Source organism: Enterobacter cloacae complex sp. 6730903 (genome assembly GCF_048283985.1).
Lineage (GTDB): Bacteria > Pseudomonadota > Gammaproteobacteria > Enterobacterales > Enterobacteriaceae > Enterobacter > Enterobacter hormaechei_C.
This window is the reverse complement of record NZ_JBLVXX010000041.1, coordinates 1-17,072: the sequence shown is the minus strand read 5'-3', so window position 1 is coordinate 17,072 and position 17,072 is coordinate 1. Positions and strand designations below refer to the sequence as shown.

Annotated in this window: 16 protein-coding genes, 2 tRNA genes and 1 rRNA gene; 7 read left to right on the top strand and 12 right to left on the bottom strand. The window is 53.4% G+C overall.

Features of this window, described 5'->3' with window-relative positions:
• Position 1: 1 nt before the first annotated feature.
• A complete protein-coding gene (locus tag ACNQ0W_RS18895) occupies positions 2 to 1,345 on the bottom strand; it encodes a Na(+)-translocating NADH-quinone reductase subunit A (protein ID WP_032647337.1) in 1,344 nt (447 codons plus the stop codon).
• Positions 1,346 to 1,645: 300 nt separating this feature from the next.
• Here ACNQ0W_RS18895 and dpaA point away from each other — a divergent pair, with 300 nt between their 5' ends.
• On the top strand, positions 1,646 to 2,386 hold the full coding sequence (dpaA, locus tag ACNQ0W_RS18890) for a peptidoglycan meso-diaminopimelic acid protein amidase (protein ID WP_006810008.1): 741 nt from the start codon (positions 1,646 to 1,648) through the stop codon (positions 2,384 to 2,386).
• Here dpaA and ACNQ0W_RS18885 read toward each other — a convergent pair.
• Together ACNQ0W_RS18885 and lpcA are read right to left on the bottom strand one after the other, a co-directional pair.
• Positions 2,357 to 3,124, bottom strand: coding sequence for a class II glutamine amidotransferase (locus ACNQ0W_RS18885; RefSeq protein WP_017383120.1), 768 nt, complete (start codon positions 3,122 to 3,124; stop codon positions 2,357 to 2,359). The two genes, dpaA and ACNQ0W_RS18885, sit on opposite strands and share 30 nt — an antisense overlap.
• Positions 3,125 to 3,172: 48 nt before the next feature.
• On the bottom strand, positions 3,173 to 3,751 hold the full coding sequence (gene lpcA / locus ACNQ0W_RS18880) for a D-sedoheptulose 7-phosphate isomerase (RefSeq protein WP_062933696.1): 579 nt from the start codon (positions 3,749 to 3,751) through the stop codon (positions 3,173 to 3,175).
• A gap of 239 nt (positions 3,752 to 3,990) precedes the next feature.
• Here lpcA and fadE point away from each other — a divergent pair, with 239 nt between their 5' ends.
• On the top strand, positions 3,991 to 6,435 hold the full coding sequence (gene fadE, locus ACNQ0W_RS18875; protein WP_116329868.1) for an acyl-CoA dehydrogenase FadE: 2,445 nt from the start codon (positions 3,991 to 3,993) through the stop codon (positions 6,433 to 6,435).
• 107 nt (positions 6,436 to 6,542) lie between these two features.
• Positions 6,543 to 7,313 (top strand): amidohydrolase, encoded by a 771-nt coding sequence (locus ACNQ0W_RS18870; RefSeq protein ID WP_045911133.1) that lies wholly within the window; start codon positions 6,543 to 6,545, stop codon positions 7,311 to 7,313.
• A gap of 100 nt (positions 7,314 to 7,413) precedes the next feature.
• Here ACNQ0W_RS18870 and ACNQ0W_RS18865 read toward each other — a convergent pair.
• Together ACNQ0W_RS18865 and dnaQ are read right to left on the bottom strand one after the other, a co-directional pair.
• Positions 7,414 to 7,490 (bottom strand) — tRNA-Asp (locus ACNQ0W_RS18865).
• Positions 7,491 to 7,622: 132 nt separating this feature from the next.
• A complete protein-coding gene (gene dnaQ, locus ACNQ0W_RS18860; RefSeq protein WP_003863237.1) occupies positions 7,623 to 8,354 on the bottom strand; it encodes a DNA polymerase III subunit epsilon in 732 nt (243 codons plus the stop codon).
• Between dnaQ and rnhA the strand changes: the two genes are divergently transcribed.
• A complete protein-coding gene (rnhA, locus tag ACNQ0W_RS18855) occupies positions 8,308 to 8,886 on the top strand; it encodes a ribonuclease HI (protein ID WP_160840538.1) in 579 nt (192 codons plus the stop codon). The genes dnaQ and rnhA overlap by 47 nt on opposite strands.
• Here rnhA and ACNQ0W_RS18850 read toward each other — a convergent pair whose 3' ends face one another.
• Entirely contained in the window at positions 8,887 to 9,603 is a 717-nt protein-coding gene (locus ACNQ0W_RS18850) for a class I SAM-dependent methyltransferase (protein WP_017383714.1), read from the bottom strand.
• 32 nt (positions 9,604 to 9,635) lie between these two features.
• Here ACNQ0W_RS18850 and gloB point away from each other — a divergent pair, with 32 nt between their 5' ends.
• Positions 9,636 to 10,394, top strand: coding sequence for a hydroxyacylglutathione hydrolase (gene gloB / locus ACNQ0W_RS18845; protein WP_062933694.1), 759 nt, complete (start codon positions 9,636 to 9,638; stop codon positions 10,392 to 10,394).
• 68 nt (positions 10,395 to 10,462) lie between these two features.
• Positions 10,463 to 11,827: a murein transglycosylase D gene (mltD, locus tag ACNQ0W_RS18840; protein WP_062933693.1), complete on the top strand. Its 1,365-nt coding sequence runs from the start codon at positions 10,463 to 10,465 to the stop codon at positions 11,825 to 11,827.
• Positions 11,828 to 11,879: 52 nt separating this feature from the next.
• Here mltD and ACNQ0W_RS18835 read toward each other — a convergent pair whose 3' ends face one another.
• The 3 genes from ACNQ0W_RS18835 to ACNQ0W_RS18825 all read right to left on the bottom strand — a co-directional run bounded on the left by ACNQ0W_RS18835 (position 11,880) and on the right by ACNQ0W_RS18825 (position 14,844).
• Positions 11,880 to 12,653, bottom strand: a complete 774-nt coding sequence (locus tag ACNQ0W_RS18835; RefSeq protein ID WP_116329869.1) for a class I SAM-dependent methyltransferase — start codon at positions 12,651 to 12,653, stop codon at positions 11,880 to 11,882.
• Between the two features lie 77 nt (positions 12,654 to 12,730).
• On the bottom strand, positions 12,731 to 13,531 hold the full coding sequence (locus tag ACNQ0W_RS18830) for an endonuclease/exonuclease/phosphatase family protein (RefSeq protein ID WP_032621812.1): 801 nt from the start codon (positions 13,529 to 13,531) through the stop codon (positions 12,731 to 12,733).
• A 137-nt stretch (positions 13,532 to 13,668) separates the two neighbouring features.
• Positions 13,669 to 14,844 (bottom strand): MFS transporter, encoded by a 1,176-nt coding sequence (locus ACNQ0W_RS18825; protein WP_047738142.1) that lies wholly within the window; start codon positions 14,842 to 14,844, stop codon positions 13,669 to 13,671.
• Between the two features lie 103 nt (positions 14,845 to 14,947).
• On the opposite strand from ACNQ0W_RS18825, the gene yafC reads away from it, so the two are divergent.
• Positions 14,948 to 15,853 carry a DNA-binding transcriptional regulator YafC gene (yafC, locus tag ACNQ0W_RS18820; RefSeq protein ID WP_015571393.1) on the top strand — a complete coding sequence of 302 codons (906 nt, stop codon included), beginning with the start codon at positions 14,948 to 14,950 and terminating at the stop codon, positions 15,851 to 15,853.
• A 30-nt stretch (positions 15,854 to 15,883) separates the two neighbouring features.
• Here the strand turns inward: yafC and dkgB are convergent, their stop codons facing one another.
• The 3 genes from dkgB to rrf form a co-directional block, all read right to left on the bottom strand.
• Positions 15,884 to 16,687: a 2,5-didehydrogluconate reductase DkgB gene (gene dkgB, locus ACNQ0W_RS18815; RefSeq protein ID WP_062933692.1), complete on the bottom strand. Its 804-nt coding sequence runs from the start codon at positions 16,685 to 16,687 to the stop codon at positions 15,884 to 15,886.
• A 160-nt stretch (positions 16,688 to 16,847) separates the two neighbouring features.
• Positions 16,848 to 16,924: transfer RNA gene (locus ACNQ0W_RS18810), tRNA-Asp, on the bottom strand.
• A gap of 55 nt (positions 16,925 to 16,979) precedes the next feature.
• Positions 16,980 to 17,072, bottom strand: a 5S ribosomal RNA gene (rrf, locus tag ACNQ0W_RS18805); the annotation flags it as partial.

The following is a 17,072-nucleotide window of genomic DNA, read 5'->3' as shown; positions in this document are numbered from 1 at the left end:
GTTATCCTTCCTGCTCAATGCGGGTTAACACCTCGCGCAATACGGGCCCATATTCGTATTTACCTGGACACACATAGGTACACAGCGCCAGATCTTCTTCGTCCAGCTCCAGACAGCCCAGCGCCTGGGCACCGTCGGTATCGCCGGCCAGGAGATCGCGCAGCAGCACGGTGGGCAGAATATCCAGCGGCATCACGCGTTCGTAGTTGCCAATCGGAACCATGGCGCGCTCACCGCCGTTGGTGCTGGTGGAGAAGTTAAACAGCTTACGACGCAGGAAGTGGCCGAGCGTGGTGCGCGTTACCGAGTATTTTTCTGCACCAGGCAGTACCCAGCCGAACAGCTCTTTCTCGCGTCCTTCAAGCACAACGCTCACCTGAAGATGGAAACGACCCAGCCAGGCCATCGGGCCTGTCGCGTGCCTGCCGCTCAGCACCGAACCGGAAATAATACGGTTTTCACCCTCTTTCGTTTCGCCAGCCAACAGCGCCGTCAGGTCCGCCCCAAGCAGCGTGCGAACCAGACGCGGTTGGGTTGCCTGAGGGCCGCCGATGGCAATAATGCGTTCTGCGCACAGCTCACCCGTGGTGAACAGCTTACCGATAGCGATCACGTCCTGATAATTAAGATGCCAGACCTGTTTCGTCAGGCTTACCGGCTCCAGGAAATGAATATGCGTTCCCACCAGCCCGGCCGGATGCGGGCCGGCAAATTCATTAAAGGCCACCTGCCCTTGCGGATGCCCGCCCAGCTTACCGCCGCTGGCCTGGCAGACATGCACTTTGCCCGGCGTCAGGCGCGTTAACACGGTGAGGCCGGCATCGAAAGCGTTTCGTTCCGCCAGAATAAGAGGCTGCGGATCTGCGCTGAGCGGGTTGGTGTCGATGGCCGTAACGAAGATAGCGGCCGGCACAGTGCCTGGCACGGGCGTTTTGCTATAGGGGCGCGTGCGAAGCGCCGTCCACAGTCCCGACTCCAGCAGTTGCGTCTGCACCGCGTCGTGGCTGAGGGTGGCAAGATCGGCGGCGTCAAAACGCGCAAATTCGCGTTTCTCATCGCCTTCAATTTGAATAACAACCGATTGCAGGACACGACGCTCACCACGATGGATGGCGACAACGGTGCCGCTGGCTGGGGCTGTAAACATAACGCCAGGATTTTTTTTATCCTCGAAGAGCGCCTGGCCTTTTATTACGCGATCGCCTTCCTGTACCAGCATCGCGGGACGCATGCCCACGTAATCATCACCTACAATAGCGACATGATGAATACTGGCGCCGGTGGTGACGTGCTGTTCAGGCACGCCAGAGATTGGCAGATCGAGTCCTTTTCTGATTCTAAACATGTGGTTAGCAGGTATCCATGAACAACAATCCAGAGAGGCCGGAGTGTACCATTTTCGGCCCTGCCAGGGGCAGTAAATCCGCCGTCTGGCGCGCCGAAATGCGAGCTATTGCGCAAAGTTCCTGGAGTCAGGACATTATGAATGGGTTATAAAGTAAAACTAATTTGTAAACGCAAAGGTTGGCTCTTGCGAAAATCTCCATCGGTGCTAATGTGAGCGCTCCTGTCCAGATTAGTCTGATTTCGGGTGTCTTTTGCCGTTCTGGCAAGTTGGTCATTGTTTTATCAAGGAACCAGTAGTATGCGTAAAATCGCATTGTTCATTGCGATGCTTCTGATACCGTGCATGTCGTTTGCCGGGCTGCTTGGCAGTAATAGTTCAACGACGCCGGTCAGCAAAGAGTATAAACAGCAGTTGATGGGATCCCCGGTTTATATTCAAATCTTCAAGGAAGAGCGCACACTCGATCTGTTTGTCAAAATGGGCGAGACGTATCAGCTGCTCGATAGCTACAAAATCTGTAACTATTCTGGCGGGCTGGGGCCGAAACAGCGCCAGGGTGACTTCAAAAGTCCGGAAGGGTTTTACAACGTTCAGCGTAACCAGCTAAAACCGGACAGCCGCTTCTATAAAGCGATTAACATCGGTTTCCCCAATGCCTTCGACCGTGCGCACGGTTACGAAGGGAAATACCTGATGATTCACGGTGCCTGCGTGTCAGTCGGTTGTTATGCGATGACGGATTCCGGCATTGATGAAATCTTCCAGTTTGTCACGGGCGCACTGGTCTTCGGCCAGCCGAATGTTCAGGTCAGCATCTATCCGTTCCGTATGACGGATGCGAACATGGCGCGCCATAAGTACTCTGTTTACACAGATTTCTGGAAACAGCTAAAACCGGGCTATGACTACTTCGAGCAGACCCATAAGCCGCCGGTGGTGTCCATCGTCAATGGCCGTTACGTGGTGAGTAAACCGCTCAGCCATGAAGTGGTTCAGCCGCAGCTGGCGTCAAATTACGCGGTCCCCGAGACAAAATAGCGCCCACTCGCCTGGCATGATCTTTTGCCAGGTTTCGTTGCCGGTCAGCGGCTGCGTTGCAATGACAGTGACCACATCGTTCGGTGTGGTCTCCTTCTGAAAATCAATTTCCACATCCTGATCGAGCAGCGTGGCGACGCCAAACGGCGCACGTCGGGTGATCCAGAACAGATTCGTCGAGCAGAACGCCATCACGTAGCGCCCGTCAGACAGCAGCATATTAAAGACGCCCTTCTCGCGTAACTCAGACGCCAGTGACGCTATGTACTTAAAAACGGCGGTCATGTTGCCGGGCGTACGGGGGTAGCGCTCGGTCAGCTTGTGCAGCAGCCAGCAAAATGCTTTTTCGCTGTCCGTTTCACCGACAGGACGGAAATTGCCGGTTTCCAGCGACTTATAGCCCGAAAGCTGCCCGTTGTGCGCATAGGTCCAGTTACGGCCCCACAGTTCACGGGTAAACGGATGGGTATTTTCCAGCGCCACTTCGCCGCGATTTGCCTGGCGGATATGGGCGATCACCGAACAGGATTTAATAGGATAGTCCTGCACCAGTCTGGCAATGGGTGAGTTAAAGCTGGGTTGTGGATCTTTAAACGTGCGACATCCTTTGCCTTCGTAGAAGGTAATACCCCAGCCGTCTTTATGCGGCCCGGTTCCTCCACCGCGCTGAACCAGCCCGGTAAAACTAAAGCAGATATCGGTTGGCACATTGGCGCTCATCCCGAGCAGTTCGCACATAGATCACCTCCACAACAGCGGGGGGCACCGGCGCCCCCCAGCGAAGTCTTACTTAACCATCTCTTTTTCGATCAGTTGGATCAGGATGTGGATCACTTTGATGTGAATTTCCTGAACGCGATCCGCATAACCGAAGTGTGGTACACGGATTTCAATGTCCGCTGTACCGTCCATCTTACCGCCATCTTTCCCGGTCAGGGTGATCACTTTCATGCCCTTCTCACGCGCGGCGGCGATCGCTTTGATCACGTTAGCAGAGTTACCGGACGTGGAGATACCCAGCAGCACGTCGCCTTCACGGCCTACGGCTTCAACGTAGCGGGAAAAGATATGGTCGTAACCGAAGTCGTTGCCTACACAGGAGATGTGGCTCACGTCGGAAATCGCAATCGCCGGGTAGCCCGGACGGTTTTCGCGATAGCGTCCGGTCAGCTCTTCGGCGAAGTGCATGGCGTCACAGTGGGAACCGCCGTTACCGCAGGAGAGCGCTTTACCGCCGGCTTTGAAGCTGTCGGCAAGCAGGACCGCCGCGCGCTGAATAGCGTGAATATTGGCATCATCTTTCAGAAAATTCGCCAGCGTTTCCGCCGCTTCGTTCAGTTCGTTACGAATAAGATCCTGGTACATGAGGATAATCCTTCAGTATTGATGAAATAACACAGTGGAGTGTACCGGATAGCAGTAAAAGCGAGAAGCTAAAGCCATGCGAATCGTCCGGCGTTTTGATTTTTTGTGCCGGCTAAAACGCGAACAATGTGAACCAGGTTGTAATTATTTTGTAAACACATTGCTAAAGGAAATGACATCAACTACAACCATATCATCACAAGTGGTCAGACCTCCTACAAGCAAGGGAGCTTATCTTTATGATGATTTTGAGCATTTTCGCAACCGTTGTGCTGCTCGGTGTGTTGTTCTATCACCGTGTCAGTTTATTCCTGAGTAGCCTGATTCTTCTGGCCTGGACGGCTGCACTTGGCGTCGCTGGTCTGTGGAATATCTGGGTCCTTGTTCCCCTGGCCATCATTTTGCTGCCGTTCAACCTGACGCCGATGCGTAAGTCGATGATCTCTGCGCCGGTGTTCAGGGGATTCCGTAAAGTGATGCCGCCGATGTCGCGTACAGAGAAAGAAGCGATTGACGCCGGTACAATCTGGTGGGAAGGCGATCTGTTCCAGGGCAACCCCGACTGGAAAAAGCTTCACAACTATCCGCAGCCGCGTCTGACCGCCGAAGAACAAGCCTTTATTGATGGTCCGGTAGAAGAAGCGTGCCGCATGGCAAACGACTTTGCCATCACTCACGAAATGGCCGACCTGCCGCCTGAGCTGTGGGCATACCTGAAAGAGCATCGCTTCTTCGCGATGATCATTAAGAAAGAGTACGGCGGTCTGGAATTCTCCGCTTACGCTCAGGCTCGCGTACTGCAAAAACTGGCGGGTGTCTCCGGGATCCTGGCGATCACCGTTGGCGTGCCAAACTCCTTAGGCCCGGGCGAGCTGTTACAGCATTACGGTACAGAAGAGCAGAAAGATCACTACCTGCCGCGTCTGGCGCGTGGTCAGGAAATTCCGTGCTTCGCGCTGACCAGCCCCGAAGCGGGCTCCGATGCCGGCGCAATCCCTGATACCGGCGTGGTTTGCATGGGCGAATGGCAGGGCCAGCAGGTGCTGGGTATGCGCCTGACCTGGAACAAACGTTATATCACCCTCGCACCTATTGCCACGGTGCTGGGCCTGGCGTTCAAACTCTCTGACCCGGAAAAACTGCTGGGCGGTGAAGAAGAGCTGGGTATTACCTGTGCGCTGATCCCAACCTCAACCCCGGGCGTTGAAATTGGTCGCCGTCACTTCCCGCTGAACGTACCGTTCCAGAACGGTCCTACCCGCGGTCAGGATATCTTTGTCCCGATTGACTACATCATCGGTGGCCCGAAAATGGCCGGGCAGGGCTGGCGTATGCTGGTGGAATGTCTGTCTGTGGGCCGCGGCATTACCCTGCCGTCGAACTCAACAGGCGGTCTGAAATCGGTGGCGATGGGGATTGGGGCTTACGCGCATATCCGCCGTCAGTTCAAAATCTCCATCGGCAAGATGGAAGGTATCGAAGAGCCGCTGGCGCGTATTGCGGGCAATGCCTACGTGATGGACGCCGCAGCCTCGCTGATTACCTACGGCATTATGCTGGGCGAAAAACCCGCCGTGCTGTCAGCGATTGTGAAGTATCACTGTACCCACCGCGCACAGCAGTCAATTATTGATGCAATGGATATCGCAGGCGGTAAAGGTATCATGCTCGGCGAAGGCAACTTCCTGGCGCGCGGCTATCAGGGTGCGCCGATTGCCATCACCGTGGAAGGGGCAAACATCCTGACCCGCAGCATGATGATCTTCGGCCAGGGTGCGATTCGTTGCCATCCGTACGTGCTGGAAGAGATGGCTGCCGCGCAGAATAATGATTTGGATGCCTTCGACAAGCTGCTGTTCAAACATATCGGTCACGTCGGCAGTAACAAGGTGCGCAGCTTCTGGCTGGGCCTGACGCGCGGGCTGACCAGCGCGACGCCAACCGGCGATGCGACCAAACGTTACTACCAGCATCTGAACCGTCTGAGCGCCAACCTGGCCCTGCTGTCTGACGTTTCCATGGCGGTGCTGGGCGGTAGCCTGAAGCGTCGCGAACGCATCTCCGCCCGTCTGGGTGATGTGCTGAGCCAGATCTTCCTGGCCTCTGCGGTGCTGAAACGCTACGACGATGAAGGCCGTCAGGAAGCGGATCTGCCGCTGGTGCACTGGGGCGTGCAGGATGCGATGTATCAGGCCGAACAGGCGATTGACGATCTGCTGGCGAACTTCCCGAACCGCTTCGTAGCGGGTGCCCTGCGCGCGGTGATCTTCCCGACCGGTCGTCATCACCTGGCGCCGTCCGACAAGCTGGATCACAAAGTGGCAAAAATCCTCCAGGTACCAAGCGCAACCCGCTCTCGTATTGGTCGGGGTCAATATCTGGCACCTACCCCGCATAACCCGGTAGGTTTGCTGGAAGAGGCGCTGCTTGACGTGATGGCCGCCGACCCGATTCACCAGAAGATCTGCAAACAGCTGGGCAAAAACCTGCCGTTTACACGACTGGATGAGCTGGCAAAACAGGCGCTGGCGGGTGGCATCATCGACAACAGCGAAGCTGCGATTCTGGTGAAAGCCGAAGAGAGCCGTCTGCGCAGTATTAATGTGGATGATTTCGAACCTGAAGAGCTGGCGACACAGCCGGTAAAGCTGCCAGAGAAACACCGCAAACCTGAAGCGGCATAAGGCCTTTTGCTCCCACAAACCCCGCCCCGCGCGGGGTTTTTTATTGCCACATTTTCTGGTAATGACGTGCTACAGTGTCAAAAAGTGTTTATTAAGGAGCCTGTATCGTGCCTGGTTTAAAGATTTCTGTTTTGCAGCAACCTTTAGTGTGGATGGACGGCCCCGCCAACCTTCGCCATTTTGATCGCCAGCTGGAAGAGATTACCGGACGCGATGTGATTGTCCTGCCGGAGATGTTTACCACAGGTTTCGCGATGGAGGCAGCAAAACAGTCCATGCCGCAGGACGAGGTGGTGGCCTGGATGCACGCCAGGGCGCAGGAAACAAATGCGCTGATTGCCGGTAGCGTCGCACTCCAGACCGGGCGCGGACCGGTCAACCGCTTCCTGCTGGTCGAGCCGGAAGGAAAAGTCCATTTCTACGATAAGCGCCACCTGTTCCGCATGGCGGATGAACATCAACATTATGAAGCCGGAAGCGAACGCGTGGTATTTGAATGGCGCGGCTGGCGTATTTTGCCGCTGGTCTGCTATGACCTGCGCTTCCCGGTGTGGTCGCGCAACCGCAACGATTATGACCTGGCGTTGTACGTCGCCAACTGGCCCGCCCCACGCTCCCTGCACTGGCAGGCTTTACTGACCGCGCGCGCGATTGAAAATCAGGCTTATGTCGTTGGCTGTAACCGCGTGGGAACGGACGGCAACGGGCATCACTATCGCGGTGACAGCCGGGTGATCAGTCCGCAGGGAGAGATTATTGCCACCGCCGAGCCGCATCAGGCAACACGAATTGACGCTGAGATCTCGTTAACGGCGTTAAAGGAGTATCGGGAGAAGTTTCCGGCCTGGCAGGATGCAGATCCGTTTACGATCGGATAAACGCAACCCGCGATGTTACCCTGGCTTATCGCCTTGCGTAACATCAGGGAAAAGCAGAAATGAAAAAGGCCCACGTTATAAATAACGTGGGCCTGAATAGTGGCGGAACGGACGGGACTCGAACCCGCGACCCCCTGCGTGACAGGCAGGTATTCTAACCGACTGAACTACCGCTCCACTGTTCCCGTTTGGGGAACGAGGCGAATATTACGGTTTGCCTCTGAACTCGTCAACGCTTTTTCTCAGGTTTTGAATCGTTTGCTGCAAAATTCACCCAAACGGTGATTTAACAAACGTTTCAGCACATTTTCACGTGCGCCACAGACAGCTTCCGCCCTTCTTCTGCACTAAATCGAGACGAGATTCATGGTTCATCAGTTCTTCATCACTGGCTAAAACAACCCGCAGGCGATTCGCCTGACGCACAATGCGCTGAATTCCCCCTTCATCCCGCGTCTGCTGGGATTCATTTTCCATACTGAATTTCATCGACGTTTGCCCGCCGGTCATGGTCAGGTAGACATCGGCCAGGATCTGGGCATCGAGCAACGCGCCGTGCAGCGTTCGCTTGGTGTTGTCTATCTCATAGCGAGAGCACAGGGCATCAAGACTGTTACGCTTGCCGGGGAACATCTTCCTTGCCAGCGCCAGGCTATCCGTGACTTTACAGAACGTATTCGTCTTCGGAATATCACGGTTGAGCTTGCTGAACTCATAGTCCATAAAGCCGATATCGAACGACGCGTTATGAATGACAAGTTCCGCACCTCTGATGTAGTCGAGAAATTCATCTGCGACGTCGGCAAAGGTGGGCTTATCCAGCAAAAACTCATCGGCAATTCCGTGAACGCCGAACGCTTCCGGGTCCACCAGCCGATCGGGTTTAAGGTAAACGTGGAAGTTGTTGCCCGTAAGGCGACGGTTCACCACTTCAACGGCACCAATCTCAATGATTTTGTGCCCTTCGTAGTGGGCGCCAATCTGGTTCATACCGGTGGTTTCGGTATCAAGAACAATCTGGCGAGTAATTGCAGTGCTCATAGCGGTCATTTATGTCAGACTTATCGTTTTACTGAACGTTTCAAATACAGGAAGTCTACCAGAGATGCGTAAACAGGTAGAAATTTTCACCGATGGATCTTGTCTCGGTAACCCAGGGCCCGGCGGCTATGGCGCCATTATGCGCTATCGCCAGCATGAAAAAACATTTAGTGAAGGCTATTTCCTGACCACCAACAACCGCATGGAGCTAATGGCGGCCATCGTGGCGCTGGAAGCCTTAAAAGAGCATTGTGACGTGGTGCTGAGTACCGACAGCCAGTATGTCCGCCAGGGCATTACCCAATGGATCCACAACTGGAAAAAACGGGGCTGGAAAACGGCAGAGAAAAAACCCGTCAAGAATGTCGATCTCTGGAAGCGTCTTGATGCCGCCCTCGGTCAGCACGAAATCAAATGGGAGTGGGTAAAGGGGCACGCCGGTCACCCTGAAAACGAACGCTGTGACGAGCTGGCTCGCGCGGCGGCATCCAACCCGACCCATGAGGATGCAGGTTATCAACCTGAATCCTGATCACGGTTTTTTGTACTGCCGCGTGGCCCCCACGGTCTGGCGGATCCGCGTTTTTGATTTGCTTTGCTTCATCGGGTTGAGCGTAAGGGGGATCGTCCTCTTACGCGCGACAATAAATTGCATGCAGCCCAGCGCGGGTAAATGGGTGCTTAATAAGACCCCGCCTTTACGCGTCCAGGGGATGACCTGAAAACCCCCGTAGCTCAGCACTTCGAAATTTAACAGTGAAAGCCAGTCCAGCTGGCGCATCATGGTAAACATCCTGCTGTTATAAGGCGGCGTGCGACGCAGAACGGGCGTCAGTTTACGTAGCCCCATCAGACTCAGCGGATTAAAACCGCTCAGGATCAGCCAGCCGTCATCAATCAAAACGCGGTCGGCCTCCCGCAGCAGACGGTGGGGATCGCTGCACCAGGGCAGCGTGTGGGCGAGCAGACAGGCATCAATGGATTTTTCCGCGAACGGCAAATGCAGCGGATCTGCTTTCACCTGAACCGGGGAGCCATTAAGCGATACGCTAACCTGATGCGAGATAGCGCAGCTTTCGGTATTGATTTCTGCGCTCAGATTGCCAATCTTAAGCAGGTGAAAACCATACATTTTCGCGAGCCAGGGTTTAAGCTGAAGCTCTAAGGCCTCGCGATAATATTCACCCCAGGGCAACTCTGCCCAACGTTCCGGTGGTGCGACAGTCTGAGGTATCCTTGCCGGTTTCATCAAAACACCCGCCACGCTATAAGAGGTAATGCATGAATCTTATCAGTATTTCCGCCTTTCAGGACAATTACATCTGGGTTTTAGTCGACGACGATCGCAGATGCATTATTGTTGATCCAGGCGAATCCGCACCGATCCTGCACGCGATAAAAGAAAACGGCTGGCAGCCGGAAGCGATCCTCCTTACCCATCACCATCACGATCATGTCGGCGGTGTTCCCGATCTCCTTGCGCGCTATCCCCTTCTTCCCGTCTACGGACCAGCAGAGACACAGGATAAGGGTACGACGCAAGTTGTCGAAGAAGGCGAAAGTATCCTCATCCTCGGATGGGAGTTTTCCGTATTTGCTACGCCAGGTCACACTTCCGGTCATCTCTGTTTCTACAGCAAACCTTATCTGTTTTGTGGCGACACGCTGTTTTCCGGCGGCTGTGGAAGGCTGTTTGAAGGCACGCCAGAACAAATGTATCAATCTTTACAAAAAATTAATGCGTTGCCAGCCGACACCGTAATTTGTTGCGCACATGAGTATACATTAGGGAATATGAAGTTTGCTGCAAGCGTGCTGCCTGAGGATCGGGCGATTCAGGATTATTACCAGAAAGTGAAGGAGTTACGTGCAAAAAACCAAAAAACACTCCCCGTAATTCTGAAAAATGAGCGACAAATAAATTTATTTTTAAGAACTGATGATGTTGATTTAATTAATAAAATTAATCAAGAAACAAATTTGTTACAACCTGAAGCGCGATTTGCATGGTTAAGGTCAAAGAAAGATAACTTCAGATAATTGCGGGTTGCCTTTTCAAAATTTCGCCGTTATCATCGCTCGTCTTTTAAGCAACTATTGACACACACATGAAGGCAAAAGCGATATTACTCGCCTCTGTCCTGCTTGTAGGTTGCCAGTCACAAAACGGCAGCAACGTACAACAGCACGCACAGAGCCTTTCTGCGGCTGGTCAAGGGGAAGCAGGGAAGTTTACGAGTCAGGCGCGATGGTTGGACGATGGGACATCCTTCGCGCAGGAACAAGACTTGTGGGCCTCTATTGGCGACGAGCTAAAGATGGGAATTCCGGAAAACAGCCGGATTCGCGAACAGAAACAGAAGTATTTGAGAAATAAGAGCTATCTCCACGATGTAACATTACGGGCAGAGCCGTATATGTACTGGATAGCCGGGCAAGTTAAGAAACGTAACATGCCTATGGAACTGGTACTACTACCCATAGTGGAGAGCGCTTTTGACCCGCACGCGACGTCTGGCGCCAATGCAGCAGGCATCTGGCAGATCATTCCGAGCACAGGGCGAAATTATGGTTTAAAGCAGACCCGCAACTACGATGCGCGTCGTGATGTTGTCGCTTCAACGACAGCCGCTCTCGACATGATGCAACGTCTGAACAAGATGTTTGACGGCGACTGGTTATTGACTGTCGCGGCGTATAACAGTGGTGAAGGTCGTGTACTGAAGGCAATGAAAGCGAATAAAGCGCGTGGAAAATCCACAGACTTCTGGTCGCTCTCACTGCCACAGGAAACAAAGATTTACGTACCGAAAATGCTGGCACTGAGTGACATTCTCAAGAACAGCAAACGTTACGGTGTACAACTGCCAACACCAGACGAAAGTCGTGCACTGGCGCGTGTCCGCCTCAGCAGCCCGGTTGATATTCAACAGGTTGCCGATATGACGGGTATGTCGGTAAGTAAGCTTAAAACCTTTAATGCAGGTGTTAAAGGCTCCACGCTGGGTGCTAGTGGCCCACGCTATGTGATGATTCCGCAGAAACATGCGGAACAGTTACGAGAGTCTTTAGCTTCGGGTGAAATTGCAGCCGTTCAGTCCACGCTGATCGCTGATACGTCGCCTGTAAGCAGCCGCAGCTATAAGGTGCGTTCAGGTGATACGCTTTCAGGTATTGCATCACGTCTTGGCGTGAATGCGAAAGATCTCCAGCAGTGGAATAATCTGCGCGGATCGGGTCTGAAAGTGGGTCAAACGCTGACCATAGGTGCAGGTAGCAGCGCACAGCGTCTCGCTAAAAACAGCGATAGCATTACCTATCGCGTACGTAAAGGCGACTCGCTGTCCAGTATTGCTAAGCGTCACGGCGTAAACATCAAAGATGTGATGCGCTGGAACAACGATACTGACAACCTGCAACCTGGCGACCAGCTGACGTTGTTTGTGAAAAACAGCGCTACGCCAGATTCCTGATAGTACGATCGCTTGTTAAAAAGGCACCGATTCCCCTCGATGCCTTTTTTATTTATCCCGCTTTTTGCGCTTCAGCCATAATGGTGTCGCTGGTAAACGAACCATCGTCATGCAGTTCAAAGTACGCCTTCACGTCAGCAGAGGCGCTCTCCTGATACAATCGGATCGCCTGAGTCAAAGCCTCCGGTGTGCGCATCCGCGCAATCCATGACGTAAACTCCAGCGGCAAACGGTCGGTAATCAATGAGCGTGAAATCAAGCCGGCTTCGGTGATAAACGTAAGCCACTCTCCACTGGAGTAGTTTTGCACGTGCGAGGTATCACGCAGCGCTTCAACCGTCTGGAGCCAGATATTTCGTACCGGATGTCCGGGAGACATCACGTCCATGATGATGAAGATTCCGCCCGGTTTGAGTACGCGTTTCACTTCCCGTAATGCCTGCCCCACATCATGCCAGTGGTGTGCAGAGTAACGGCTAATCACAACCTCAAACGACGCATCCTCAAAGGGTAAAGATTCAGCGTAGCCCTGGCGCGTCGTGACGTTATTCAGCCCTTTCGCTTTCGCCGCTTCAGCAACCACATCGAGCATCTGGCTCGATAAGTCATACGCCGTCACCTGAGCAACCTGCTGTGCGGCGGTAAAACTGGCGTGCCCCGCCCCGCAGCCTAAGTCCAGCACGTGCGCGTCAGGAAACGCGGCGAGCCGTTCGCCGAGACGTACCAGATCGCGGCCAGAGGTGTGCACGGCGCTGCTCAGGTAGGCACTTGCCTGAGAACCAAACTGTTTTTCGACGTTGTCATGATGGGAGTGTGTTGTTGTCATGTTGCTGTCCTTTTATGGGTTAAAAAAGAAAGGGCAGCACCCGCACAGGCCTGCCCCACGGCAGACCTGACGCACCATTATTTATCAGGTTTGCCGGGACTGAATTCAACTAGTAGAGGATTATGATCGGAGGCGCGCGTCACCAGAACGGAGGCGTCGTGCACGCTTAAACCCCGATAGAAGACAAAATCGAGAGGACGACCAAACGCTTTCTTGCGCTGGTCATCGTTAAAACGAACTTCACGCAGCGACATTTCACGCGCGAAGCGGTACAACGCGTTCATACGCGGACGGCTCCAGGCATTGAAGTCCCCGGCCATAATGATCGGCCCACTGTGATGAGCAATCTGATCGCCAATGGGAAGTAACTGCTTACTGTACACATCAACCCCCAGGCTGAAGTTCACCGCATGAATGTTTACCACCATCAGCAGACGGGTGTCGGGCAACGGATAGACCGTGACCAGCGCCGATTTTGCCAGACGCAGGATTGGCTCACGTTCACGCAGCGGGCAGCAATAGACCGGATGTGCGGCTGAAAGGGTCATCACCCCAGAAGGATGCTGTGGCAGAACAAAGGCTGGCACCTGATCGGCTGCAAGATAGTTTGTCGTTGCAAACCTGACCAGCTCAGGCGTGGTTTGCGCCTCCTGTAACAGAACCAGATGTGCATCTTTACCAAAATTTTGAAGTACGGATAACCACTCCGCGCGCTGTTGCTTAAAGATGTTCCACACCAGTACGCGAATTTTTTCGTCACTGCTTAATGGAGTGCCCGCTGGTAATGCCTGGCTGAGGCTCGCAAACGACCCCGGAGGCAAGATCCTCTCCGCGGGCATTCCGGCTACATAACGCATGGCATAGGTATTTTTTCGCACTTTCGGAAACGGCCTCTGTAACATGAACCAGCCCGGAAAACGGACTGGTTCTAATGTTATAGGGATTTTAGGTCACACTTTCAACGCAATTACTGAGAAACCGCTTTCCAGTTTTGTAAGCAAGCACTTACTGATACTTATCCAAGCGCGACGCGAGCGGGTTTATCAAGCCGTCCACTCAGCCCAATAAGGAGGAAAGCGACAAGCACAATTACCGCACCAATCCATGGCGTTTGGGTTAATCCAACGTGTTCAACCGTCTGCCCGCCGATAACCGATCCGAGTGCGATACCGATATTGAATGCGGCGATATTCAGGCCGGATGCGACATCCACCGCATTGGGCGTATAGCGTTCGGCTTTCTGTACAACATAGACCTGCAATCCCGGTACGTTACCAAAAGCGAATATTCCCATAACCAATACCGTTACCAGCGCGGCATATTGTATCGACGCGGTGAACTGGAAAATCATCAGCAGGACAACCAGCGCGGCGAAGATAAATTTTAGCGCCGGTACCGCACCATGCTTATCTGCAAGCTTACCGCCCCAGATATTGCCGATTGCGACGGAGATACCGTAGCCCAGTAAAATCCAGCTCACTGCGCCCGGAGAAAAACCAGCCAGCTCCTGCATCATCGGTGCAAGGAAAGTGAACGCAGTGAACACACCTCCATAACCCAGCGCCGTAACGGCATAGATCAGCAGCAGGCGCGGGTGTGTCAGAACCTTAACCTGATCGCTCAGGCTGGCGCTCGCGCGTCCCGGAATACTGGAGGGCACCAGCAGCAGGCTGGCTACCAGAGCAATCACGCCCAACAGCGATACCGCGAGGAAGGTTTCTCGCCAGCCAAAATGTTGCCCAATAAACGTTCCTAACGGCACGCCGGTCACCAGCGCGACGGTTAAGCCGCCAAACATAATCGCAATGGCTGACGCCGCTTTCTCTTTTGGCACCAGGCTGGTTGCAATCGTGGAACCGATGGAGAAGAAGACACCGTGCGCGAGGCCAGTCAGCAAACGGGCAATGACCAGCGTGGTGTAGTCAGGAGCCTGCCACGCCAGAATATTGCCGGCGGTGAAGAGCACCATCAGGGCAACTAACAGTTGTTTACGTGGAAAGCGTCCAGTCAGTGCGGTCAGCACAGGCGCCCCAACAGCGACGCCTAACGCGTAAATAGATACCAGCAGACCGGCAGAAGGCAGCGAAATGGCGAGTTGTTCAGCAATGGTGGGGACAAGTCCTACAATAACAAATTCGGTCGTGCCAATTGCGAAGGCACTGATCGTCAGGGCAAGAAGCGCCAGTGGCATAAATACTCCGTCTCTTCAGGATTAAGATGACAGGCAGTATGCGCCAGTGTTTAAATAACAAAAATGGTTAGAATCTCAATAGAATTTTGCGGATGATGCAATAATGAAAGCCACATCGGAAGAACTGACTATCTTTGTTGCCGTTGTTGAAAGCGGCAGCTTCAGCCGTGCGGCCGAACAGCTCGGGCAGGCGAACTCCGCCATCAGCCGCTCGGTAAAAAAGCTGGAGATGAAGCTCGGGGTGAGCCTGCTCAACAGAACAACGCGGCAGCTCAGCCTGACGGAAGAAGGTGAACGTTATTTTCGCCGCGTACAATCCGTTTTGCAGGAGATGGCGGCAGCTGAGACGGAAATAATGGAGTCACGTAGCACTCCGCGTGGATTGCTACGTATTGATGCGGCGACGCCGGTCGTGCTTCATTTTCTGATGCCGTTAATCAAGCCATTCCGGGAGCGTTACCCGGAGATGACTCTGTCTCTGGTCTCCTCCGAGACGTTTATCAATCTTATTGAGCGTAAAGTTGATGTGGCGATCCGCGCGGGAACCCTGACGGATTCAAGTTTACGCGCTCGCCCTCTGTTCACCAGCTATCGCAAAATTATCGCGTCACCGCAATATATTGCTGAGCATGGCAAACCTGAGACCGTTGAGGAGCTGAAGCAGCACCTGTGCCTGGGCTTTACGGAACCTGTCTCGCTGAATACCTGGCCCGTGGCCTGTCATGACGGACAACTTCATGAGATCACCTGCGGACTTTCGTCTAATAGCGGGGAAACGCTGAAACAGCTTTGTCTTGAAGGAAATGGGATCGCCTGTTTATCAGACTATATGATCGATAAGGAAATAGCTGCGGGTCAGCTTGTAGAACTGATGGCTGACAAACGCTTACCTGTAGAGATGCCTTTTAGCGCAGTGTATTACAGTGACAGAGCGGTAAGTACGCGCATACGCGCTTTTATCGACTTCCTTAGCGAACATATAAAAACAGCTCCCGGAGGAGCTGTGTGAGGGTTTAAGGGTACAGAGGGAGGGCTTTTATTAATCCCAGTCTGGGGCTAACCCTTCCGGGCTGACCAGACGATCGTTGCATTCCAGTGCAGCGATCGCGTTGTTATCTTCATCATCAAGCTGGAGATCCCGCGCTAACAGGTTACTTGCCAGGTTTTCACGTTTGGTTGAAGACGGGATCACGACATAACCTTCACCCATTGCCCATGCCAGAATGACCTGCGCAGCAGTCGCGTTATGTTTCTCAGCGATACGCGTAATCACTTCATCTTTCAGTGCCTTACCATAGGCCAGCGTCATGTATGAGGTGATGTGGATACCGTGCTGTTTCGCCCAGTCCACGACTTTACGGTTTTGCAGGTAAGGAGAGAGTTCAATCTGGTTGGTGGCGATATTTTCTTTACCCACTGCGGCAATCGCCCTTTCCATCAATGGGATAGTGAAGTTAGAGATGCCAATTTCACGCGTTAAGCCCTGCTCTTTCGCTTCCAGCAGCGCCTGCATGAACTCCTCCACAGAGACGGCATCGTCAGGAGATGGCCAGTGGATCAGCGTCAGATCAACATAGTCAGTACGCAGCTTTTTCAGACTTTCCTTCAGGCTTGGGATCAGCTTGTCTTTGCTGAGATTCTCAATCCAGATTTTAGTGGTGATGAAAAGTTCGTCGCGCGGTACGCCACTCTCTTCGATGGCCTGACCTACGGCAGCTTCGTTATCATAAATCTGCGCCGTATCAATAGCACGATAGCCCAACTCGAGTGCGGTTTTAACAGATGCAATAACAACATCGTCTTTCAGGCGGAAAGTGCCCAGACCCAGTGCAGGGATAGTCATATGATTCCTCAATCGTTATGTTCGTAAACTGAGGAGAATTATCGCTGTAGTTGTTATGACGAAAAAGATCGTAAAATGCAGAGGATTTTTGCTAATTTCGCAACAATCAAACGACAGATAAGAAAAAAGCCCTGAGCGTTAGCTCAGGGCTTTTAATAAGTGGCGGAACGGACGGGACTCGAACCCGCGACCCCCTGCGTGACAGGCAGGTATTCTAACCGACTGAACTACCGCTCCACCGAATACTTCTGTAACCACCGGATTAATGCACCGGCTTACTACTTAATTTGATGCCTGGCAGTTCCCTACTCTCACATGGGGAGACCCCACACTACCATCGGCGCTACGGCGTTTCACTTCTGAGTTCGGCATGGGGTCAGGTGGG